The organism is Streptomyces sp. CC0208, from assembly GCF_003443735.1.
In the GTDB taxonomy this organism is placed as follows: domain Bacteria; phylum Actinomycetota; class Actinomycetes; order Streptomycetales; family Streptomycetaceae; genus Streptomyces; species Streptomyces sviceus.
Genome location: NZ_CP031969.1, coordinates 1014493 through 1036377, shown reverse-complemented (window position 1 = coordinate 1036377; position 21885 = coordinate 1014493). Strand labels below are relative to the sequence as shown.

Here is a 21885-nt window from a genome sequence, read left to right as displayed (position 1 = left end):
GCTCGTGGATCTGTCGGGCTCCGGTGGTCGACGAGGCCCCGGAGTGCCGGAGCCCTGGTGGTCATCGGTTGCCGTTCGTCGGTCGCAGTACCCGGCTCGCGACGGCCGCGCAGCACAGCAGGCCGAGCGCCGAGGCGGCCAGGGCCGGGCCGTCCCCCCATACCGTCCAGGCCGCGCCGAAGGCCAGCGAGCAGCAGAACCGGGCCAGAGCCTGGCTGGTGCCGACGATGGCGAGGCCGCTGGCGCGCAGCTGCTCGGGCACGATGTCCGCGAGGGCGGCCGGGAGTACGCCGTCGGTGGCCGCGTAGAACACCCCGTGCAGCGCGAGCACGAGGAACGGGAGGGCCGGTGTCGACGGTGCCCACAGCAGGAGGGCGTAAGCGGTCAGCAGCGTCCCGTGCCCGGCGAGGAACACGGTGTGCCGCCCGACCCGGTCGGCCAGCGCGCCGACGGGTACGGCCAGCAGCAGGAACACGACGGCGGTGCCCAGCGGGAGCAGCGTGAACCACTGCTCGCCGATGCCCGCACGGCGTTGCAGGAGCAGGTAGACGAAGGCGTCGCTGACGGTCGTCAGGCCGAGGAGCGCGGCGCAGCCGGCGAGGGCCCGGAGGCGGGGCAGACGAAGGAGCTCGAGGGCCTCGCGGACGCGGACGCGGGGCTTGGCGTCGGCGGCCCCAGCCTCGTCCGCCTCAGGGGCCTGCCGTGCGCCCGGCACGTAGACGTCGGCGGGGCCGTCGGCCCGCGCGTCCAGCCGTACGCCGGGTGCGAGCCTGTCCGCCGCGTTCGAGCCCGTCGTCGGCGTACCCTGCCGCCGCCCCGGCACGAACAGCACCAGCACGACCACCCCGAGCACCGCCACACATGTGCTCACGCCGAACACCGCGTCGTAGCCGTCGGCCGCCGCGCTCAGGATGAGGAAGGCGGCGAGCGGGCCGAGCATCGCGCCGGTGGTGTCCATCGCCCGGTGCACACCGAAGGCCCGGCCCTGCTTCCCGGACGGCGTGGACAGGGAGATCATCGCGTCGCGCGGGGCGGTGCGCAGGCCCTTGCCGGTGCGGTCCAGGGCGAGGACCGTGCCGAGCGTGCCGATGCTGCTCACGAGCAGGAGCAGCGGCTTGCACAGCGCGGACAGGCCGTAGCCGAGGCCCGCCAGGAGTTTGTGGTTGCGCATGCGGTCGGCGAGGTGGCCGCCGGTGAGCTGGACCAGCGCGCTGACGCCGTTGTAGACACCGTCGAGGGTGCCGAAGGCCAGCGGGCTGAAGCCGAGCGTGCTGACGAGGTAGAGCGGCAGGACGGCGGTGACCATCTCCGAGGAGATGTCGGTGATCAGGCTGACCGTGCCCAGTACGAGCACGACCGGGGCAACCCCGGGCCGCAGACCGCGTCTTCGGCCCTGGTCGCTGTCCGCCCCCGCGGGTGCGGAGCGGTCGGTGAGGTACATCTTCGGGAGCTCCCGATCTGGTGCGCTTCAGTGCTGTCTGCTGCTCTCGTCCCGCAGCCAGGTGCCGAAGTCCTGGGCCCGGATCGCCTTGGCGGCCCCGCGCCGGGCGACGACCGCCGCCGCGACGAAGACTACGACACCCGTGACCAGCCTCGGTTCGGCGCGGACCAGGGCGATCAGATCCGCCTTGCTCGTGCGCGCCGAAGCCTCCTGCGGGCTTTGATGATGTTGTTCGACCTGGGCCGTGGAGACCGCCGCCCGGATGCGCCGCTTGATCAGATCCGGCCATGTTCGCGGCGGCCGGACCACGACACGGGCCCCCTCGACCACCAGTCGCTCCCCGGGCGCGAAGGCCAGCGACGCGGCCAGGTCGTCGGCCATCAGCGGCGGCAGGGCCGCGATCCTGGCGTGCCCGGCCTTGGAGACCGCGATGACACCCCGGCCGAACAGCCCCTCGCGTACGGCGGGCAACCGCTGCCACACCCGGTAGTAGGCGCGCACCCGCCAGGCACAGGAGTCCAGCGGAACGCGTCGTTCGGGCGCGGTGGCGAGAACACCCGAGGTGTCGTCGTCGAGGGGCTCGGTCAGCGCCCGTACGTCGGCGCTGCCGATGACGACGTCGGCGTCCACGTAGAGGCGGGGGAAGCCGCGCGCATGGTCGTCACCCGCCCGCAGCGCGGCGTGTTTGGACGGCACGGGGATCTCGACCACGCGCACACGCGGACCGCGAGCGGCCGCGATCCGCGCGGTGTCGTCCGTACAGCCGTTGCACACCACCACGATGTCTGTCTCGTCCTCCGAGGAATCGGCCAGAAGTGAATCGAGGAGCCGGCCGATGACTTGCGCCTCGTTGTGGGCCGGGATCACGATGCTCGTCACCTGGGCAGTATGCAGTCGATGTCACTATTGCGAAGTGTGTTTCGTCCAACTGTTCCCGTGACTGCGTTCGGTGGTCTAGATTGAGGGCCGCCGAACCGGTTTGGGTGGGGAACTCAAGGTCCAAGCCGACATGTATGGGGACATGAAGCGGTTGGGGAACCGCTACGGCTTCTTTTGTTTCAACTGCCGCTGTGTCGGGGGCACATCGGTGTTCGGTCAGGGGTAACCGTGCACGTGTGGGGGGCGCATGACCATTGAGGTCACGCATGAGCAACTGCTTGTGGAACACCGAACTCCGGAAGGTCGCCGAAGACCTTGGGAGAAGAGGTACCGGACAGTCCTGCTGGTCGCGGACAGCCTCGCGGCTGTTGCCGCGGCCTTCGTGATCCACGCGGCGTACGGCCGCTGGGCGGTGGCCCTGGTGCTGCCCCCGACGTGGATCGTGGCGATGGTCGCCCATCGCTCCTACGACCGCAGCGCCTTGGGCCTGGGAACCGAAGAGTACCGACGGGTACTTCGCGGTGCGGTCGCGCTCCCGGCGCTCGCCGCGGTCGCGCACTGGTCGTTCACCCACGATGCGGGCCTCCTTCATGACATGATCATGGCTGCGTTGCCCGCCGCCGCCCTCGCCCTGCTGGTCAGGTACGCGCTCCGGCGCCGACTGCACCGCAGGTGGGCGAGGGGCCGGGGGCGGAGCGCCACGCTCCTGGTCGGGCCGGCGCACGGCATCGCGGAGCTGGTCGCCGTGCTGCGGCGCGGCGGTGCCCAGGAACTCCGGGCCGTCGGCGTGTGCCTGAGCGATCCCGAGAACGCGGCGGAGGTCCGCAAGTTGGGGCTCCCCGTCCTCGGTGGTGTGGACACCATGGACGACGTCATCCGGGCCATGGGCATCGGCACCCTGGTGGTGCTGCCCGCGCCCGAGTTCGACGCCTCCGTCCTGCGCCGGATGTCCTGGACTGCGGCCGCGCGGGGCGTCGACTTCCTGCTCGCCCCCGTCCTGGCCGACGTGTCCGCGGCCCGGCTCGCGGTACGGCCCACCAACGGGGTGCCGCTGGTACGTGTCCAGGCGCCGAACCTCTCCCGGACCTCCCGGCTGCCGAAGGAACTGCTGGATCGTTCCTTCGCCGCCGGCCTGCTGCTCCTGCTCGCGCTGCCCATGCTGCTGATCGCCCTGATCGTCCGCCTGGACAGCTCCGGTCCTGCCCTCTTCAGGCAGCAGCGGGTGGGCAGGTACGGCGACCACTTCACCATGTTCAAGTTCCGCACGATGCGCCCCGACTCGGAGGCCCTGCGTGAGGAACTGGAACACCTCAACCAGAACAGCGACGGCCTGCTGTTCAAGGTGAAGGGGGACCCGCGGATCACCCGGGTCGGCTCGTTCCTGCGCCGCAGCTCGCTCGACGAACTGCCGCAACTGATCAACGTGGTCAGGGGCGACATGTCGCTCGTCGGCCCCCGCCCGCCGCTGCCCGAGGAGGTGGACGAGTACCCGGCCGAGGTCAGACGCCGGCTGCTCGTCAAGCCCGGTCTCACCGGGCTGTGGCAGGTCAGCGGCCGCTCGGACCTGCCCTGGGAGGAAGCGGTCCGGCTCGATCTCGCATATGTGGACAACTGGTCGACCAGCCTCGACCTGTCCATCCTGGCGCGCACCACGACAGCGGTGGTGCGCGGAACGGGGGCCTACTGATGGACCGAAGGAAGAGGAACCAAGTGACGCAGAGCAGCGAGCCGTTGGGGGTGGCGGTCGTAGGGGCCGGCTACTGGGGGCCCAACCTCGTCCGCAACTTCCAGGCGAGCGAGCAGTTCCGGCTGCGCTCCCTGGTCGACCTCGACGTGGACCGGGCCCGGCGGGTCCTCGGCGGCTACTCGACCGTCGAGGCCACCTCGGACTACGCGGCCGTCCTCGCCGACCCCGACGTGGCCGCCGTCGCCGTGGCCACGCCCGCCGGAACCCACCTCGACATCGCCCTGGCCGCCCTGCGCGCCGGCAAGCACGTCCTCGTGGAGAAGCCGCTCGCGGCGACCTACGCCGACGGGATGCGCCTGGTGGCCGAGGCCGAGGAGCGCGGGCTCACCCTGATGTGCGACCACACCTACTGCTACACGCCCGCAGTGGGCCGCATCAGGGAACTGGTCCACTCCGGCGAGCTCGGGGAGATCCACTTCGTCGACTCGGTCCGCATCAACCTCGGGCTGGTCCAGAAGGACATCGACGTCCTGTGGGACCTCGCCCCGCACGACCTGTCGATCCTCGACTTCATCCTCCCGGCGGGCGTGGAGCCGGTCGCCGTCGCCGCCCACGGGGCCGACCCGATCGGCGCCGGACAGGCCTGCGTCGCCTATCTGACGCTCACGCTCAGCACGGGGGCCATCGCCCACGTGCACGTCAACTGGCTGTCGCCGACGAAGGTGCGCACCACCATGGTGGGCGGCTCCAAGCGCACCCTGCTCTGGGACGACCTGAACCCCCTCCAGCGGGTGTCGGTCTACGACCGGGGCGTGGACATGGCCGCGCCCCAGGAGATCGGTGTGGACGAGCGCCGGGACATGCTCATCTCGTACCGCTCCGGAGACATGGTCGCGCCCGCGATCGGCGAGAAGGAAGCGCTGCGCAGCATGGTCGACGAGTTCGCCGACTCGATCAGGACCGGCCGGGCGCCGCTGACCGACGGCCGGGCGGGCCTCAGGGTGCTGGACATCCTGGAGGCGGCCTCCCGGAGCCTGGAGTTCAAGGGCGCGGTCGTCGGCCTGCGCGCCGAGCGTTGAGCGACATCAGTCAAGCGATGCGATTCCCTGAGAGGGCACAGCAGTTGAGCAGCGTACGTGGCAAGAAGATCCTGGTCACCGGGGGAGCGGGCACCATCGGCTCCAATCTGGTCGACCTGCTGGCCGAGGGCGGCGCCCGCGAGATCGTCGTACTCGACAACTTCGTGCGCGGGCGCCGGGCCAACCTCGCGAAGGCCCTGCCCAGCGGGGTGGTCGAGGTCGTCGAGGGCGACGTCCGGGACGTCGACACCGTGAAGAAGGTCACCGAGGGCGCGGACCTGGTGTTCCACCTCGCCGCGATCCGCATCACCCAGTGCGCGGAGGAGCCGAGGCTCGCCAACGAGGTCCTCGTCGACGGCACCTTCAACGTGCTGGAGGCGGCGGCCGCGGCCGGCGTCGGCAAGGTGGTCGCCTCCTCCTCGGCGTCCGTCTACGGCATGGCCGAGGTCTTCCCGACGACCGAACGCCACCACGCCTACAACAACGACACGTTCTACGGCGCGGCGAAGGCCTTCAACGAGGGCATGCTGCGCAGCTTCCACGCCATGTACGGGCTGGATTACGTGGCCCTGCGCTACTTCAACGTGTACGGCCCCCGGATGGACATCCACGGCCTGTACACCGAGGTGCTCATCCGCTGGATGGAGCGCATCGAGTCGGGCGAGCCGCCGCTGATCCTCGGCGACGGCACCCAGACCATGGACTTCGTCGATGTCCGGGACATCGCCAGGTCCAACATCCTGGCGGCCGAGTCGGACGTCACCGACGAGGTGTTCAATATCGCCAGCGGCACCGAGACCTCGCTGCGCGAGCTCGCCGACGGGCTGCTGGAGGCGATGGGCGCCGAGGGCCTGGAGCCGGTGCACGGGCCCGCCCGCTCGGTGAACTCGGTGGTCCGCCGGCTCGCGGACACCACCCAGGCCGCCGAACGGCTCGGCTTCACCGCGGAGATCGACCTGCGCACAGGACTCAGGGACCTGGTCCAGTGGTGGCGCGCCGAGCGGGAGGCCGCCAAGTGAGCACCGACCGCATCCCCGTGATGATCCCCTGGCTGGGCGAGGAGGAGGCCAAGGCCGCCTCCGACGCCGTGCTGTCCGGCTGGGTCGCCCAGGGCCCCCGGGTCGCCGCCTTCGAGCGGGCCTTCGCCGAGCGGGTGGGCGCCGAGCACGCCGTCGCGGTCAGCTCCTGCACCACCGCACTGCACCTCTCGCTGGTCGCCCTCGGCGTCGGCCCCGGCGACGAAGTGGTGGTGCCCTCGCTGTCGTTCATCGCCACCGCGAACGCCGTACGGTACGTCGGCGCCGAACCGGTGTTCGCCGACGTCGACCCCGTCACCGGCAACCTGACCCCGGCCACCGTGGAGCAGGTGCGCAGCCCGCGCACCGAGGCCGTCCTCGCCGTCCACCAGGGCGGTGTACCCGCTGATGTGCACGCCCTGCGTGCCGCCTGCGCCGACTGGGACCTGCCGCTGGTCGAGGACGCGGCCTGCGCCATCGGCTCGACCGTCGGCGGCAAGCCCGTCGGCCACGGCGCGCTGCTCGCGGCCTGGTCCTTCCACCCCCGCAAGCTCGTCACCACCGGCGAGGGCGGCATGGTCACCACCGACGACGCCGAGTGGGCCACACGGCTGCGCCGACTGCGCGAGCACGGCATGAACGCCTCGGCCGCGGAACGTCACGCGAGCAACAAGCCGATGCTGGAAAGCTACCTGGAAGTCGGCTTCAACTACCGGATGACCGACGTGCAGGCCGCGATCGGCCTGGTCCAGCTCGGCAAGCTCGACGCGATGATCGCCCGCCGTCGCGAACTGGCCGCGCGTTACGACGCGTTGCTGGCCGACGTCCCCGGCCTCACCCCCGTGCGCGACCCCGCGCACGGGCAGAGCAACTTCCAGTCCTACTGGGTGCTGCTCGCCGAGGACTTCCCGGTCGGCCGGGACGACCTGCTCGCCGCGCTCGCCGACGCCGGGGTCTCCGCCCGGCGCGGCATCATGGCCGCCCACCTCGAACCCGCCTACGCGGATCACCCGAGCGTGCCGCTGCCGGTCACCGAGCGCATCAGCCGCGACTCGCTGATCCTGCCGCTGTTCCACACGATGACCGAGGCCCAGCAGGACCGGGTCGTCGCGGCACTGCGCGAACAGGCCCGTGGATGACCGGACTTGTGATCGTCGGCGCGGGCGGCTTCGCCCGGGAGACCGCCCAGGCCGCACGGGACGCGGGTGAGGTCGAGCTGCTCGGACACCTCGACGACGACCCCGCCCTGCACGGCACCGACGTGGACGGCGTGCCCGTCCTCGGCGGCTGCGACCTGGTCCACGACCTGCCCGAGGCACGGGTGGTGATCTGCGTGGGCAACCCGAGGGACTACGCGGCCCGCGCCCGGCTGGTCCGCCGATTCGGCCTGCCCGAGGACCGGTACACCACGGTGATCCACCCGACGGCGGCCGTGTCGTCGACCTCCGAGATCGGCCCCGGCTCGGTCCTGCTCGCGCACTGCGTGCTGACCGCAGCGGTACGGGTGGGTGCCCAGGTGGCGGTGATGCCGCACGTCGTGCTCACCCACGACGACGTGGTCGAGGACTACGCGACGCTCACCGCCGGGGTCCGCCTGGGCGGGGGAGTGCGGCTGGAGCGCGGCGCCTACGTGGGCTCCGGCGCTCTGGTGAGAGAGGGCACGACGGTGGGGGCCTGGTCGCAGATCGGCATGGGGAGTGCCGTACTCGACGATGTTCCGCCGGGCGAGGTCTGGGTGGGGAGCCCGGCCCGACGGCTGCGCGCGGCGGGGGCGCCCGCGCTGGACGAACTAGCGACATCAACAGTGGGGGGACCGCTGACATGAACCAGATTCCGCTCGTGGACCTCAAGGCGGCTCACGAAGAGGTCGCCGACGAGGTCCGGGCCGGCTTCGACCGGGTGCTCGCGAACACGGCCTTCGTCGGCGGCGAGGAGGTCCGCCAGTTCGAGCGCGAATACGCCGAGTTCGGCGGCGTCGCCCACTGCGTGGGGGTCGCCAACGGCACCGACGCCGTCGAACTGGCCCTGCGCGCCGGCGGGGTGGGCCCCGGCGACGAGGTCGTGATACCCGCCAACACCTTCATCGCCACCGCCGGTGCCGTGGCCCGGATCGGTGCGCGACCCGTCCTGGCGGACTGCCTGCCCGACAGCCACCTCCTGGACCCCCAGGCCGCGTTGGACGCGGTCGGTCCGGCGACCCGCGCGGTCGTGCCGGTCCACCTGTACGGGCAGATGGCCGAGGTGACCGGCCTGGCCGCGCAACTGCCCGACCACGTAAGGATCGTGGAGGACGCCGCCCAGTGCCAGGGCGCCACCCGCGACGGCCGCGCGCCGGGCAGCGGCGGCATCGCGGCCACCAGCTTCTACCCGGGCAAGAACCTGGGCGCCTACGGCGACGCGGGCGCGGTGCTGACCGACGACGAGGAACTCACCGGCCTGGTCCGGGCGATCGCCAACCACGGCGGCGTCGCCAAGTACCGCCACGACGTCCCCGGGTTCAACAGCCGCCTCGACGGACTCCAGGCCGTCGTCCTGCGGGCCAAGCTCAAACGGCTGGCGGACGGCAACGCGGCTCGCCGGGCGGCCGCCGCCCGCTACGACGAACTGCTCGCCGACCTCGCGTCCGCCGGCCGGCTCGTCCTCCCGGTGACGGCCTCCGGCAACGTCCACGTCTGGCACCTGTACGTCGTCCAGGTCGCCGGAGCCGACCGCGACGACATCGTCGGCAAGCTCAACGCCGAGGGCATCGGCGCCGGGGTGCACTATCCCGCCCCGGTCCACCTCACACCGGCCTACCGCCATCTCGGCCACGACCGGGGCGACTTCCCGAACGCAGAGAAGGCCGCGGAGCGGATCCTGTCCCTGCCGCTCTACCCCCAGATCACCCCCGACCAGCAGCAGCAGGTCGTGGCCGCGCTCGCCGAAGCGCTCCGAGGCTGATCGGTCCCCTCACCACAGGCCTCACCCCCGACCTCCGGGTCGGTCCTGCACAGCACCGCTGAGAGGTACACATGAACAGATGGAGCAGACGGCTCCGGGGCGGGCGCCTCGCCGTCATAGCCGCACTGGTATGGGCGGTGCTCCCGCAGGCGGGGACCGCCCAGGCGGCGGCCGATCCCTGCGGCACGGGCTCGAACCCGGTCGTATGCGAGAACTCCAAGGCGGGCAGCCCGATGTCCGACTGGTACTCGCCCAACGCCTACGGTGACATCAAGGGGTTCTCCACCAAGGAGAGCGTCCAGGCCGGTGACACCGTCCAGTTCAAGATCCAGTCGCCGGTCTCGTACCGCGTCGAGATCTACCGCCTCGGCTGGTACGGCGGCGACGGGGCCCGCCTGATCTCGACCGCGGCCCAGGCGGCGACGACCTACCCGGCCAACTACACGACGAAGCCCGCCACCTGCACCACCAAGGCCGCCACCGGTCTGGTCGACTGCGGCAACTGGCCCACGACCGTGAACTGGACGGTGCCCGCCGACGCCGTCTCCGGCCTGTACATCGCGAACCTCACGCAGTCCGACGGCGACGGCCTGATGCCGTACCCGTTCGTCGTCCGCAAGGACTCCAGCACCTCCGACGTCGTCGTGCAGACCAGTGACCAGACCTGGCAGGCGTACAACGACTACGGCGGCCAGGACCTCTACGGCGGCACCGGGCCCGCGCCCGACGGCCGCGCCTACGAGGTCAGCTACAACCGGCCGCTGGACATCGGCGGCGACAACGGCATCTACGGCTCCGAGTTCATGATGCTGTCCTGGCTGGAGCGCAACGGCTACGACGTCAGCTACCTCTCCGGCGTGGACGTGTCCTCGACCAGCGGCGCCACCCTGCTGAAGAAGCACAAGGTGTACATGTCGTCCGGGCACGACGAGTACTGGACGCAGAGTCAGTACAGCAACGTCCTCGCGGCCCGCAAGGCAGGCGTCAGACAGGCCTTCTTCAGCGGCAACGAGGTGTTCTGGAAGACCCGTCTGGCACCCAGCATCGACGGCACCAGCACCGCCGACCGCACCCTGGTCTGCTACAAGATGACCAAGATGGCCCAGAACAACGGCATCGCCGACCCGAGCGGTCAGTGGACCGGCACCTGGATGGACCCCGCCAGCACGAACTACGGGCAGGCCTACCAGCCGCCGAACATCCTCACCGGCTCCATGTTCACGGTGAACGGCTACCGCGCCGACGCCATCACGGTCCCCGGCTCGTACGGCAAGAACCGGCTGTGGCGGGGCACCTCCATCGCGAACCTCACGGCGAGCCAGACGGCCACCTTCCCGACCGGGACGCTCGGTTACGAGTGGGACAGCGACATCTCCAACAGCACCAGACCGACCGGCGCGATCGACCTGTCGTCCACCACCGTGGACATCAACGACGGGAAGTACCGCCTCGACTGGGGCAACATGTACGGCAACGGCACCGCGACGCACAACCTCGTCGAGTTCCGCGACCAGGACTCCGGAGCCCTGGTGTTCGGGGCCGGAACCGTGCAGTGGTCGTGGGGCCTGACCAACCTGCCGACGTACGACCCGGCGGACACGGTGGTCACCGAGGACGCCCGCATGCAGCAGGCGACCGTGAACATCCTCGCCGACATGGGCGTCCAGCCGCTCACCCGGCAGAGCAACCTGGTCGCCGCGACCGCCTCCACCGACACCACGGGCCCGGCCGTCACGGTGACCAGCCCGGCCTCCGGAGCCACGGTCCCGGCACTGAAGCCGGTCACCATCAAGGGCACCGCCTCCGACTCCGGTGGTGTGGTGGCCCGCGTGGAGGTCTCCACGGACGGCGGATCGACGTGGAACGCCGCGACCGGCCTCACGTCCTGGAGCTACACCTGGACCCCGACGACCCCGGGCTCGGCGTCGGTCAAGGTCCGCGCGGTGGACGACAGCGTCAACATCGGCTCCACCACCACGCTCGCGCTGACCGTCGGCCCCCAGGCCTGCCCCTGCACCATCTGGCCGGCCTCGGCGGTCCCCGGCACCGTCAACGGAGGTGACGGCAGCTCCCTGGAGCTCGGCGTCAAGTTCCGTACCACGACGGCCGGTTCGATCACCGGCGTCCGCTTCTACAAGTCGGCCGCCAACACCGGCACCCACACCGGCAGCCTGTGGACCGCCTCCGGCACCCGCCTGGCCACCGGCACCTTCACCAACGAGACGGCCTCCGGCTGGCAGCAGCTGAACTTCTCCACCCCGGTGACCGTCAAGGCCAACACCACCTATGTCGCCTCGTACTTCGCCCCCAACGGCGGATACTCCTACGACGGCGGCTACTTCTCCGACAAGGCCGCGGGGCTCGCCCCGCTGACCGGGCTCCAGTCCGGCACCGACGGCGGCAACGGCGTCTACCGCTACAGCTCCACCAGCGCCTTCCCGTCCTCGGCGTCCTCCGGCAGCAACTACTGGGTCGACGTTGTGCTGGACACCTCGACGGCCAGTACCACCCCGCCGGCGGTCACCTCCACCTCGCCGACGTCCGGCGCGACCGGTACGTCGATCACGGCTCCGGTGTCGGCCGTCTTCGACCATGCCATCGACGCCGAAAGCCTGACGTTCACGGTGAAGGACCCGGACGGCAACACCGTGCCGGGCACCAAGACGCTTCCCGCGTCGAACAAGGCGACCTTCACCCCGTCGACCGAGCTGGCGCTGCACACCACGTACACGGCGTCCGTCCAGGCCTCCGACCTGTGGGGCAACGCCATGGCGGACCCGGTGACGTGGACCTTCACCACCAGTTCCCAGCCGCCGGCGGTCACCTGCCCCTGCACGCTGTGGAACTCCTCCGCCACCCCGGCCACCGCCGCGGTGACCGGGGACGGCAACTCGGTCGAACTCGGCACCCGGTTCACGTCCTCGGCGGACGGCTGGATCACCGGCGTCACCTTCTACAAGGGCGCGACCAACACCGGTACCCACACCGGCAGCCTGTGGTCCGACGACGGCACGCTCCTGGCCACCGGCACCTTCACCGCCGAGTCGCCGTCCGGCTGGCAGACGATGACCTTCGCCACCCCGGTGGCCGTCACCGCAGGCACCGCCTACGTCGCCTCCTACCACGCGCCGAACGGCAACTACGCGGTGGACGGCGGCTACTTCACGGCGGCCCACCAGTCCTACCCGCTCACGGCCACCGCCGACACCAGCGCCCACCACAACGGGCTCTACCGGTACGGCAGTTCCGCGGCCTTCCCGAACGGCTCCTACGGATCCGCGAACTATTGGGTCGGCCCGGTCTTCACCGCCGACGACCCGAGCGCGTCCCTGGCGACGGCCAACGCCTCGGAGGTGAGCGCGTCCTCGCTGGCGCACACCGCCGACGCCACGAGCCCGCTCGTCCTCACCCTGCCCGCCTCGACCAAGCTGTCGTCCGTCACGGCGAACGTGACCGTCCTGAGCGGTTCCAAGGCCGCGAAGAAGCTCCACGTCACGGCCGTCACCTCCTACAACCGGGCCACCCACAAGGTGTCCGTGCACCTGTCGTCCCCGCTGCCGGACGGCACCCGGTTCAAGGTCGGCGTCAAGGTCCAGGACAAGAAGCACCACACGGTGAAGTCCAGGACCTGGACCCTGACCAGTAAGACAACCGTCCGCAAGAAGAAGAACTGACCGACCAGAACCCACCGGTGGTGGTCTGCGCCGAGCCCGGCGCGGACTACCACCGGGGATTGGCTTCCCCACAGATGAGCACCGTCAGTGTTGTGATCCCCTGCTACAAGTACGGCCATTTCCTGGCCGACTGTGTGAGCAGCGTCCTGGACGAGCAGGACGGCGTCGACGTCCGGGTGCTCATCATCGACGACGCCTCGCCCGACGACTCGGCGGAGGTCGCGCAGAAACTGGCCGCCTCCGACCCGCGCATCGACGTCCACGTCCACGAGACCAACAAGGGCCACATCGCCACGTACAACGAAGGCCTGCTGGAGTGGGCCGACGGCGACTACGTGGCCCTGCTGTCCGCCGACGACCGGCTGGTCCCGGGCGCGCTGGTGCGGGCCGCGGCCCTCCTGGACGCCCACCCCGAGGCCGGCTTCGCCTACGGACGCCCGCTGCGCTTCCAGCACGGCGGCCCGTTGCCCAAGGCCCGTACGCAGAGCACCGGTTCGGTCGTCTACCCCGGCCACTGGTGGCTCGACCGGCGCTTCCGCGAGGGCACCGGCTGCATCACCTCACCGGAGGTCGTCGTCCGCACCGGCCTCCAGCGCCAGGTCGGCGGCTACGACCCCGCGCTGCCGCACGCCGGTGACATCGAGATGTGGATGCGGCTCGCCGCCCACGCCGACGTCGGCTACATCCGCGGCGCCGACCAGGCCTTCTACCGCGTCCACGGCAAGAACATGTCCACCGTCGACTTCGGCGGCCAGCTCGACGACCTGCGCCAGCGTCTGGTGGCCTTCGACTCGGTGCTCACCAAGTGCGCCGACAAGCTGCCCGACGCCGACCGCCTGGCCGACCAGGTCCACACCCGGCTCGCCCGCTTCGCGCTGCGCCGCGCCTACCGGGCGTACGACCGGGGCCGTACCGCCGTCGTCCCGGTCGACGAGTGCGTCGCGTTCGCCGAGGAGTGCCTGCCCGGCTACCGGGCCCTGCCCGAGTACCGCGCGCTGCGGCTCAGACGGCGGATCGGCCCCCGGGCCATGCCGTACCTTCAGCCGCTGGTGTGGTCGGCCGTGGCCGAACGCGGGCGGGAGTGGCTGTGGTGGGAGTCCTGGAAGCGCCGCGGAATCTGATGAGCCACCTGTTCCACTCAGCTCACGACGGGCACCGGCTCGGTGCGACGGCGGCGGCCGGGAGCGTCCTTTCGGCGGCTCAGCAGATACCGGTCGAGCCACAGCGCGCCGACGATGCCGCCCGCCGCGCCCAGCAGGGCCGTACCGGCCAGCCCCCGCATCTTGTCGCCCTGCACCTGGGCGGCGCTCGGGGAGGTCAGGACGGTCGCGGTGATCCGCGCCTCGGCGGGGACCTTCTCGGCCTTCTGCACCGCGTCCACGTGCCGGGTGTAGACGTCGACGATGCGGGTCACCGCCGTCACCGCGGCCTCGGGACCGGACGCCTGCGACTGCACCTGCAAGGAGGGGATCAGATAGCGGGGCGTCGCGCTGGTGCCGCTGTTGCGGGGGACGAGGTGGTAGGTCCCGCGCACGCCCGCCGCCTTCAACTCCTTGGCCCCCGCAGGCGATTCAAGCTGCCGTATGACGCCGTAGGAGAGCACCGCGAGCGGCGGCTGGAGGTTGGTGAGCTGGTTGGGCTGGTTCTGTGTCACCGGCGGCTTGAGCACCACCACCGCGGAGCCGACGTACTGAGGAGCGGGGCGCACCACGTGGTAGGCCCCGGCAGCCGTCAACAGCAGCGCCGCCACCAGGACGTACCAGCGGCGGAGCAGTGCGTCGGCGACGTTCCCGGGCGACATGTGAGTTCCTTCCGTCGCCCCCGATACTGGCAGGACATGTGGCCGGATGCCACCGAAAGGAGGAATGGTTCGTGAGCATTGGTGAGATATGGGCCATTCTGCGCCGACGGTGGTACTTCATGGTGCCGTTCACCGTGCTCAGCCTGCTCTGCGGCGCCTATCTGTACGAGACAGTCCCGGTCTCCTACGAGTCGCAGAGCTCGGTCGCGCTGCTGGACTCCTCGGCCGTCGCCCGGCTCGCCCCCACCTTCGGCAACCCCATCTCGAACGCGGGCGGTTCGCTGATCGTCACGGCCGACGTGCTGATCAGGACCCTCGAATCGAGCGACGCGGCCAAGGAGTTGCACAGCAGGGGCGTCACCGACCCGTACACCACCGGGTTCGCCCCGGACAGCGAGAGCCCGCTGCTCGTGCTCGGTGTCACCGGGACCGACCGGGCGAAGGTGCTCAAGGAGACCGACATCCTGACCGCCTTCGCGGGCGAGCAGCTCGACGCCCTCCAGGCCGCCGCCAAGGTGCCGCCCGCGTATCTCGTGCAGACGGCGCCCGTGGTCCTGCCCCAGACACCGGTGGCGGAGTCGAAGAACCGCTACCAGGGCATCGCGGCCGTCGTCATCGGGGGCGTCGTCAGCGCGTTCCTGCTGTCGATCCTGATGGAGGGCGTGACGGTGGTGCGCCGCCGCCGGAGAACCGCCGCCCGGCCGCGCCAGGCCCGCGCCCCCACCCGCGAGCGCGTGAGCTGGCTGAACCGCCGCGTCGACGCCACCGCGATCCTCACCGGCTATCTGGCGCTGGCCCTCTTCATCCCCTCGAACCTGGCCTTGCCCGCGCTCGGCGGCGTCGGCACCCCGGCCAACGTCTTCGCCCTGCTCGGCCTGTTGTGGTACCTCGCGACCTGGCTGGGCGGCCGCATCCTGCCCGCGCCGGGAACCAGGTTCGTGCGGGTCTCGATGTGCGTGCTCGGCACGGCCGTCCTCATGGCCTACATCGCGGACGCGATGCGCGAGAGCTCGCACCAGGAGGTCCTCGGGGCCGACCGCGGACTCATCGGATACCTGGTGTGGGTGTCGCTCGTCGTCCTGACCTCGGCGGCCATGCAGGAACGCGGCCGCCTGGACGTGCTCATGCGCCGCGTGGTCGTCTTCGCGTCCGTCGTCGCCGCGATCGGCTTCTACGACTTCTTCGCGGCCACCAACATCGCCGACTCCATCCACATCCCCGGCCTGCAGACCAGCGTGGCCCAGGTGAGCGTCATGGACCGCGGTGCCTTCACCCGGCCCCGGGCCACCACGGCCCAGCCGCTGGAGTTCGCCGGGATGCTGGCGATCCTGCTGCCCTTCGCGATCCAGCAGGCCTTCGATCCGGTACGACGGCACCGCCACGTCCTGCGCCGCTGGGGCCCGGTGCTGCTCATGGGCGGCGCGCTGCCCCTGTCGGTGTCACGGACCTCCATCATCGGGCTGCTGCTGGTGGCCCTGGTGATGGTGCCCCGCTGGAAGCCTGCCCGCCGCTGGGCCGCGATCGGCGTGATGACCGCCTCCGTGGCCGTCTTCAAGGTGCTCGTCCCCGGACTGATCGGCACCATCACGGGCCTGTTCGCGTCGTTCCTGTCCAACTCGGACAGCAGCACCCAGGCCCGCACGGTCAAGTACAGCGCGATCGTGCCCTATCTGAAGGAACACCCGCTGTTCGGGCGGGGCTTCGGCACCTTCACCCCGGACCTGTACTTCTTCACCGACAACCAGTACATGCTGACCCTGGCCGAGATGGGGGTGCTCGGACTCGTCGCCCTGCTCGTCCTGTTCATCACCGGCATCCACCACGGCGGCGCCGTCCGCAGGCTCGCCCGCACCGAGTCCGACCGCGAGCTCGGGCAGGCGTTCTTCGCCTCCTCGCTGGTCGCCCTGGTCAGCAGTGCGACCTTCGACTCGCTCAGTTTCCCCATGTTCGCCGGCATGTTCTTCCTGGTGCTCGGGGCGGGAGGCAGCTACCTCGGTTTCATCCGGCGCGAGGCGGTGGCCGACGCGGCTCCGGCCGTCCCCAGCCAGGCCCCCTCCCAGGACCGGCTTCCCCAACTCGTGGAGTCCCGTTGAGCCCCGTCACCGTCATCGTCGTCACCTGGAACAGCGCCAAGGTGCTCCCCGGGTTCCTCGCCGCGCTCCCGGACGGGATGGCCGGCCTCGACTGGCGGCTGGTCGTGGCCGACAACGACTCCGCCGACGACACCGTCCAGGTCCTCCGCGAGCTGGCCCCCGACGCGAGAGTCGTGCAGACCGGCCGCAACGCCGGGTACGCGGCCGGGGTCAACGCGGCGCTGGAGGCCGCCGGTGACCAGGGGGTGGCCCTCGTCTGCAACCCCGACATCCGGATGCGGCAGGGCTGCGCCAAGCGTCTCGTCGACAGCCTCGGCGACGGCGTCGGGATCGCCGTACCCCTGCTGTACGAGGAAGGCCGGGACACGCCCCACTACTCGCTGCGACGGGAGTCGAGCGTGCTGCGGGCCCTCGGCGAGGCCGTCATCGGCAACCGGCGGGCCGGGCGATTCCCGCGGCTGAGCGAGCTGGTCACCGACCCCGGCGCCTACCGGCGGCCCACGCGCGCGGACTGGGCGACCGGCGCGCTCATGGCGATCTCGGCCGAGTGCCGGGCCGCCTGCGGGCCGTGGGACGAGTCCTTCTTCCTGTACTCGGAGGAGACCGAGTACTGCCTGCGGTCACGGGACCTGGGCTACGCCACGCAACTGGAACCGTCCGCCGAGGCCGTTCACCTCGGGGGCGACTCGCAGGTGTCGCCCCGGCTGTGGTCCCTGCTCACGGTCAACCGGGTGCGGCTGTACCGGCGGCGCCACGGAGCCGTCCCGACCGCGTGCTTCCGGGCCGCCGTGCTGCTGCGGGAGACGTCACGGGCCGTCCTGGGCCGCAAGGCCAGCAGGGCCGCGGTCGCCGCGCTGCTCCGCCCCGGCGCAGCTCAGCCGGACCACGTCGTGTAGAAACTCGCGGGGTTCACCAGATAGCGCACGGTGGCGTGCGGCACGTGGCGTACGGCGTGACCACGGCTGTAGCGGTACACGAGCTCCCAGTCCTCGCGGGGCAGTACTTCGGGCGTGCGGCGCAGACGGCTGAAGTGGAGGGAGCCGTCGCGCCGGGCGACGAACGCGTTGGTGTCCAGGAAGGATTCCCTGGCGGCCCGGCGGCGGTCGAACTCCACGGACAGGACGTCCCGTTCGGTCCCGTCCGGCAGGACGCGGCGCAGCGCGGTGTAGACGCCGTCGGGGCCGCCGGGGGCTTCCAGTACGGCCAACGCCCGTTCGAGGTGGTCGGGTTCCCACAGGTTGTCGTCGTCCAGGAAGGCCACGTACCGCGAGCGGGTCAGGCGGATGCCGACATTGCGCACGACCCCCGCCACGGCGGTGTTGCGTGCCAGCGAGACGGCGAACAGCCGCGGGTCGTCCGGGAGTTCGGGGAGCCCGGCGCCGTCGTCGACGACGATGACGACCTGGTCGCGCACGGTCTGGGCCAGCGCCGAGGCGACCGCCGCCCGCAGCGCGTCGGGGCGCCGGTGGGTGGCGATGACGGTGGCGACGAGGGCCTGAGGCACGGGGCCGAGGACAGCCGTCAGCCGGCGGGTCTCGGCGTCCTCCAGGCGACGCAGCCGCACCGCCGAGGGCAGCAGGAGGACCTTGTTGCGCAGCTCGAACAGGACCAGCCAGCCGAAGGCGCGCTTGAGGAGTTCCCAGGGGGCGCGGGCGATGCGTCGCATGATCCTCTTCCTCAGCCTGCCGGTGCGGGGGTGACGGGGGTGCCGTCGGAGAACCGGTTGCCGCGCCAGACGTTGCCCGCGCCGCCCGCGTTCCAGGCGGTGACGGCTCCGTAGACGCCGGAGTAGCGGTGGTACCGGGTGGAGAACACGTTGTTCGTGACGGTGATCCCGGTGGCGCCCTCGCCGCCGCCGTACAGGGCGTAGGCCCCGCCTGCCAGCAGGTTGCCGTCGATGACGGTGTTGGAGACGTGCCCGGTGTCCGCGAACAGGCCGACGGCGGCGGACGCCCCCTGGTCGACGGGGACCGGGTTGAGCAGGGTGTTGTGCCGGACGACCAGTGTGCCCTTGCTGCCGCCGCCGCTGATCACCGCGTCGGTGTGCTGCCACTCGCCGCCGTTGTTGCGGAAGGGGACCAGGCCGTGGACGTAGTTGTCGTGGAGGTTGCCCTGGCCCATGGAGAGGGCGTTGCCGAACACCGAGATGTCGCACCAGCCGACCTCGATGGCGCTGCTGCCCATGTTGGAGACGGCGTAGTCGACTCCGCCGTTGTCGGGGCCCTTGCCCGGCACGGCGGTGATGGTGGTGTGCAGGACCCGCAGTCCGCTGTAGCCGGGACGCAGGTTGATCCCCCACCAGTTGGTGGAGGTGATCCTGCTGTCGATGACCGTCACGTCGTTCGCGTAGATGTCGAGCGAGCCGGTGATGTCCTGGCCCCTGATCACGGCCCCGTCGGTCCTGACGCTGATGTTCCCGGCGGTGCGGGGCTTGAGGCGCAGGCGCGGGCCGGTGGTCCCGGCGTTCGGGAAACCGGCGTCCGGGGGCGCGGCCGTGGTGGCCGGGGCGGTGCCGGAAGAACGGGGCGGCGCGGACGGCTTGGGCCTGTGGGTGGGCGTCGAGATACCGGGACTCACGGAGGCCGAGGCGCTCGCGGACGGCGTGGGGTCGGCGGCGGCCGAGGGCGTTGGCGTGGGTGTGGGCTCGGCGCGGTGGGCCTTTTCGCCTCCCGAGGAGCAGGCGGCCGTCAGTAAAAGCGCCAGGCCGACGAGGAGTCGGCGGAGCGGGGTCATACGGTCTCCGGGGTCCGGGAGCCGAGCAGGAAACGACGGCTGGGCAGCACGCACGCGTGTGGGGTCGGTGGCGGTCCGGGGCGTTCGTGTGGGTGAGGGCTGGGCGCGGTGGGCCTTTTCGCCTCCCGAGGAGCAGGCGGCCGTCAGTAAAAGCGCCAGGCCGACGAGGAGTCGGCGGAGCGGGGTCATACGGTCTCCGGGGTCCGGGAGCCGAGCAGGAAACGACGGCTGGGCAGCACGCACACCACATAGCAGGCCATGGCGGCCGCGCCGATGACGAACAGGGCGAGGGTGCCGTCGCCCAGCAGCCGCTTGGCGCCGAGGAGCACCAGGGTCATCGCCACGCCTCCGAGGAAGGGCCAGGCGCAGGCCCGCGCGAGGGGGGCGAGGCCGATTCCGGCGCGGGTGAGGGCGTAGAGGAACACGGGGACGACGAGTCCGGCGCCGACCAGGACATGGCCCTGGGAGACGCCGACGATGCCGCCGTGGCGTGCGCCGACGATCAGGACCGGGACGAGGGCGGCCACCCACAGCCCCTGCACGAGAATGAGCGAGCGGCGCTGGCCGACCGCCACGAGACAGTCGTAGGCGAGTTCGCAGACGATGCGGATCAGGCCCAGGGCCATCAGCCACGGCAGCGCCGCGGCGGCGGGCAGCCACTTGCCGCCGTAGACGAGGTGGATGACCGGGGCAGCGAGGCCGCCCAGCAGGACGCACAGCGGCACGGTGCCCGTGACCAGGACGCCCAGGGCACGGCTGAAGCCCGCGGCGAGGGCCTGCGGGGAGTCGGCCAGGCGGGAGAAGCCGGCGAAGGAGACCCGCCGGGCCGCCTCGGAGATGACGCGGACCGGCCAGCCGGACATGTTGAACGCCAGGACGTAGAAGCCGAGCGAGATCTGGCCGAGGGAGGAGCCCACGACCATGGTGTCCACGTTGACCACGGCGAGGGCGAGCAGGCTCGCGCCGGCCAGCGGAAGCCCGAACTTCAGCAGGGCGCGGGCCTGTTCGCGGTCCCAGCCGAACCTGAGGGTCCCGGGGACGGCGACCGCGCAGCCGACGAGCGCGGCGACGTTGCCCACCACCGCGCCGCAGGCGAAGCTCATCGCGCCCCACCCGGCGAAGGCCAGCACCAGGGTCACGGCGGTGCTGAGGACGAAGTTGAGCGCGTCGACGACCATCCGCCTGCCCTGGGCGAACTCCCGGGTCAGGATGCCGGCCGGCACATGCGCCACCGCGTCTATCACCAGGCACAGGCACATCACCCTGAGGACACCCGAGGCGTCGGGCGAGCCGAGCAGTCCGGCCACCGTCGGCGCCGAGACGAACAGGGCGACGTAGAGCAGGCCGCTGGACAGGACGCTCAGGGTCAGCACGGTCGGCGCGAAGCGGCGCGGGTCGCCCTCCCAGCGGATGATCGCGAGACCCACACCCAGTTCGTTCGCGGAGAGCAGGACCAGGAGCACGGTCTGAGCGATGCCGTAGACGCCCCACTCCGCGGGCCCGAGGGCAAACCGCGCCAACAGGATGCCGGTGGCGAAGTTGCCGAGGCGCATGACCAGGGTGTTGATCAGGCTCCAGCGGGCCGCGGAACGGACCTTGTTGCCGAGGGAGGCAGGAGCGGGAGACGACGGGCCCTCGCCCGTCTCAGCTCTCTCGCTGTCCGGTGTGCGAACGCTGTCCATGTGTCGACTCCTCGTCGAGCGCCTCGGCGCCGGGCGCCACGGTCATGACGGACCGCCCGGCCCGCGGCCCCTCGGCGCGCCTGGTCTCGGCGGACCGCGACCAACTGGGCGGTGTCCGCAGGGCCATGGTCCGCTCGGCGACCGACTCCTGCGCCTCGGCGACCGGCTCGGGCTCGGCGGCCGGCCGCACGGGCTCCTCTTCCGGGGCCGGCGGCGGGCCCGGGCGCCGGCGCGCCTCCACGTAGAAGGTGGCCACGAGACTGAGGACCAGACCGAGGCCCCCGGCCATGATCATGTACTCCAGCCGGGTCTTGGTCTGTGCCATCGGGTTCTGCGGGGCCACGATGGTCGACATGCGGATCATGGCGTCCGTCGTGACCGACTGCTGCTTCTGGAACTGCACCAGCCGCTCGCCCGCGTACGCGGTCAGGATGCGGTCCGACTTCAGGACCGCCTTCTTGTCCGTGCCGGTCACCGTGAGCCACATCAGCGGCCCTTGGGCGTTGTCGGCGAGCTTGGCCTCGAACGTGCCGGTGGCGCCCCGGGACTTGAGCTCGCGGAGGGAGGCGTCGGAGTTGAGGTTGCGGGCCAGGCTGTCGGCCATGCCGGTCAGCGAGGTCTGGGTGCTGAGGAAGGGGTTGCCGTCGTAGGCATTGGTGGCCTTCTCGGAGTTCAGCAGGACCACCGTGCTCTGCGACTGATAGGTGACCGGGACCGTGATGGCCACGGCGACGGTCAGGCCGATGGTCAGCAGCAGTCCCGGCAGCAGGACGTACCAGCGCCTGCGCATCACCCGGAAGATCTCAGCGAGATCCATGGTGGTCCCCCCTCGCGCCCAAACGTTCGACGAGCATATGTTG

17 protein-coding genes are annotated in these 21885 nt (G+C 71.2%); 10 read left to right on the top strand and 7 right to left on the bottom strand.

Annotated features, from left to right (window positions below; all coding sequences use genetic code 11):
* Positions 1–61 precede the first annotated feature (61 nt).
* Positions 62–1441 carry an MFS transporter gene (locus D1369_RS04780; protein ID WP_007386279.1) on the bottom strand — a complete coding sequence of 460 codons (1380 nt, stop codon included), beginning with the start codon at positions 1439–1441 and terminating at the stop codon, positions 62–64.
* Positions 1442–1468: 27 nt separating this feature from the next.
* Entirely contained in the window at positions 1469–2320 is an 852-nt protein-coding gene (locus tag D1369_RS04775) for a glycosyltransferase family 2 protein (RefSeq protein ID WP_037902159.1), read from the bottom strand.
* A gap of 247 nt (positions 2321–2567) precedes the next feature.
* Here D1369_RS04775 and D1369_RS04770 point away from each other — a divergent pair, with 247 nt between their 5' ends.
* The 8 genes from D1369_RS04770 (at position 2568) to D1369_RS04735 (ending at position 13837) form a co-directional block, all read left to right on the top strand.
* On the top strand, positions 2568–4007 hold the full coding sequence (locus tag D1369_RS04770) for a sugar transferase (RefSeq protein ID WP_007386281.1): 1440 nt from the start codon (positions 2568–2570) through the stop codon (positions 4005–4007).
* Positions 4008–4030: 23 nt separating this feature from the next.
* Positions 4031–5086, top strand: a complete 1056-nt coding sequence (locus tag D1369_RS04765) for a Gfo/Idh/MocA family oxidoreductase (RefSeq protein WP_037902162.1) — start codon at positions 4031–4033, stop codon at positions 5084–5086.
* A gap of 44 nt (positions 5087–5130) precedes the next feature.
* Positions 5131–6105 carry an NAD-dependent epimerase/dehydratase family protein gene (locus D1369_RS04760; RefSeq protein ID WP_237557697.1) on the top strand — a complete coding sequence of 325 codons (975 nt, stop codon included), beginning with the start codon at positions 5131–5133 and terminating at the stop codon, positions 6103–6105.
* Entirely contained in the window at positions 6102–7241 is a 1140-nt protein-coding gene (locus tag D1369_RS04755; RefSeq protein WP_037902164.1) for a DegT/DnrJ/EryC1/StrS family aminotransferase, read from the top strand. The genes D1369_RS04760 and D1369_RS04755 overlap by 4 nt, the downstream gene beginning before the upstream one ends.
* Positions 7238–7927 (top strand): acetyltransferase, encoded by a 690-nt coding sequence (locus D1369_RS04750; RefSeq protein ID WP_037902167.1) that lies wholly within the window; start codon positions 7238–7240, stop codon positions 7925–7927. Before D1369_RS04755 ends, D1369_RS04750 begins: the two co-directional genes overlap by 4 nt.
* The gene (locus D1369_RS04745) at positions 7924–9042 is read left to right on the top strand and encodes a DegT/DnrJ/EryC1/StrS family aminotransferase (RefSeq protein WP_007386286.1); all 1119 of its coding nucleotides are present in this window, start codon (positions 7924–7926) and stop codon (positions 9040–9042) included. Before D1369_RS04750 ends, D1369_RS04745 begins: the two co-directional genes overlap by 4 nt.
* Before the next feature lie 71 nt (positions 9043–9113).
* On the top strand, positions 9114–12716 hold the full coding sequence (locus D1369_RS04740; protein ID WP_007386287.1) for a DUF4082 domain-containing protein: 3603 nt from the start codon (positions 9114–9116) through the stop codon (positions 12714–12716).
* A gap of 74 nt (positions 12717–12790) precedes the next feature.
* On the top strand, positions 12791–13837 hold the full coding sequence (locus D1369_RS04735) for a glycosyltransferase (RefSeq protein WP_037902168.1): 1047 nt from the start codon (positions 12791–12793) through the stop codon (positions 13835–13837).
* Positions 13838–13854: 17 nt separating this feature from the next.
* Here D1369_RS04735 and D1369_RS04730 read toward each other — a convergent pair whose 3' ends face one another.
* Positions 13855–14517 carry a hypothetical protein gene (locus D1369_RS04730; RefSeq protein ID WP_007386289.1) on the bottom strand — a complete coding sequence of 221 codons (663 nt, stop codon included), beginning with the start codon at positions 14515–14517 and terminating at the stop codon, positions 13855–13857.
* A 71-nt stretch (positions 14518–14588) separates the two neighbouring features.
* On the opposite strand from D1369_RS04730, the gene D1369_RS04725 reads away from it, so the two are divergent.
* Positions 14589–16610, top strand: a complete 2022-nt coding sequence (locus D1369_RS04725; RefSeq protein ID WP_037902171.1) for an O-antigen ligase family protein — start codon at positions 14589–14591, stop codon at positions 16608–16610.
* Positions 16607–17506, top strand: coding sequence for a glycosyltransferase family 2 protein (locus D1369_RS04720; protein WP_007386291.1), 900 nt, complete (start codon positions 16607–16609; stop codon positions 17504–17506). The genes D1369_RS04725 and D1369_RS04720 overlap by 4 nt, the downstream gene beginning before the upstream one ends.
* On the opposite strand, the gene D1369_RS04715 is transcribed toward D1369_RS04720, so the two are convergent.
* The 4 genes from D1369_RS04715 to D1369_RS04700 all read right to left on the bottom strand — a co-directional run bounded on the left by D1369_RS04715 (position 17485) and on the right by D1369_RS04700 (position 21842).
* Positions 17485–18276: a glycosyltransferase family 2 protein gene (locus tag D1369_RS04715; RefSeq protein ID WP_037902174.1), complete on the bottom strand. Its 792-nt coding sequence runs from the start codon at positions 18274–18276 to the stop codon at positions 17485–17487. The two genes, D1369_RS04720 and D1369_RS04715, sit on opposite strands and share 22 nt — an antisense overlap.
* A gap of 11 nt (positions 18277–18287) precedes the next feature.
* Entirely contained in the window at positions 18288–19343 is a 1056-nt protein-coding gene (locus tag D1369_RS04710; protein WP_037902177.1) for a hypothetical protein, read from the bottom strand.
* A gap of 185 nt (positions 19344–19528) precedes the next feature.
* Entirely contained in the window at positions 19529–21025 is a 1497-nt protein-coding gene (locus D1369_RS04705; protein ID WP_007386293.1) for an oligosaccharide flippase family protein, read from the bottom strand.
* On the bottom strand, positions 20988–21842 hold the full coding sequence (locus tag D1369_RS04700) for a Wzz/FepE/Etk N-terminal domain-containing protein (RefSeq protein WP_118082285.1): 855 nt from the start codon (positions 21840–21842) through the stop codon (positions 20988–20990). Before D1369_RS04700 ends, D1369_RS04705 begins: the two co-directional genes overlap by 38 nt.
* Between the last annotated feature and the right edge of the window lie 43 nt (positions 21843–21885).

What these genes read in the sequence shown, in the direction of transcription:
- D1369_RS04740 (WP_007386287.1), top strand. Translation starts at nt 9,114, where the DNA reads ATGAACAGATGGAGCAGACGGCTCCGGGGCGGGCGCCTCGCCGTCATA.
- D1369_RS04750 (WP_037902167.1), top strand. Translation starts at nt 7,238, where the DNA reads ATGACCGGACTTGTGATCGTCGGCGCGGGCGGCTTCGCCCGGGAGACC.
- D1369_RS04715 (WP_037902174.1), bottom strand. Translation starts at nt 18,276, where the DNA reads ATGCGACGCATCGCCCGCGCCCCCTGGGAACTCCTCAAGCGCGCCTTC.
- D1369_RS04735 (WP_037902168.1), top strand. Translation starts at nt 12,791, where the DNA reads ATGAGCACCGTCAGTGTTGTGATCCCCTGCTACAAGTACGGCCATTTC.
- D1369_RS04700 (WP_118082285.1), bottom strand. Translation starts at nt 21,842, where the DNA reads ATGGATCTCGCTGAGATCTTCCGGGTGATGCGCAGGCGCTGGTACGTC.
- D1369_RS04730 (WP_007386289.1), bottom strand. Translation starts at nt 14,517, where the DNA reads ATGTCGCCCGGGAACGTCGCCGACGCACTGCTCCGCCGCTGGTACGTC.
- D1369_RS04705 (WP_007386293.1), bottom strand. Translation starts at nt 21,025, where the DNA reads ATGGACAGCGTTCGCACACCGGACAGCGAGAGAGCTGAGACGGGCGAG.
- D1369_RS04710 (WP_037902177.1), bottom strand. Translation starts at nt 19,343, where the DNA reads ATGACCCCGCTCCGCCGACTCCTCGTCGGCCTGGCGCTTTTACTGACG.
- D1369_RS04745 (WP_007386286.1), top strand. Translation starts at nt 7,924, where the DNA reads ATGAACCAGATTCCGCTCGTGGACCTCAAGGCGGCTCACGAAGAGGTC.
- D1369_RS04780 (WP_007386279.1), bottom strand. Translation starts at nt 1,441, where the DNA reads ATGTACCTCACCGACCGCTCCGCACCCGCGGGGGCGGACAGCGACCAG.
- D1369_RS04770 (WP_007386281.1), top strand. Translation starts at nt 2,568, where the DNA reads ATGACCATTGAGGTCACGCATGAGCAACTGCTTGTGGAACACCGAACT.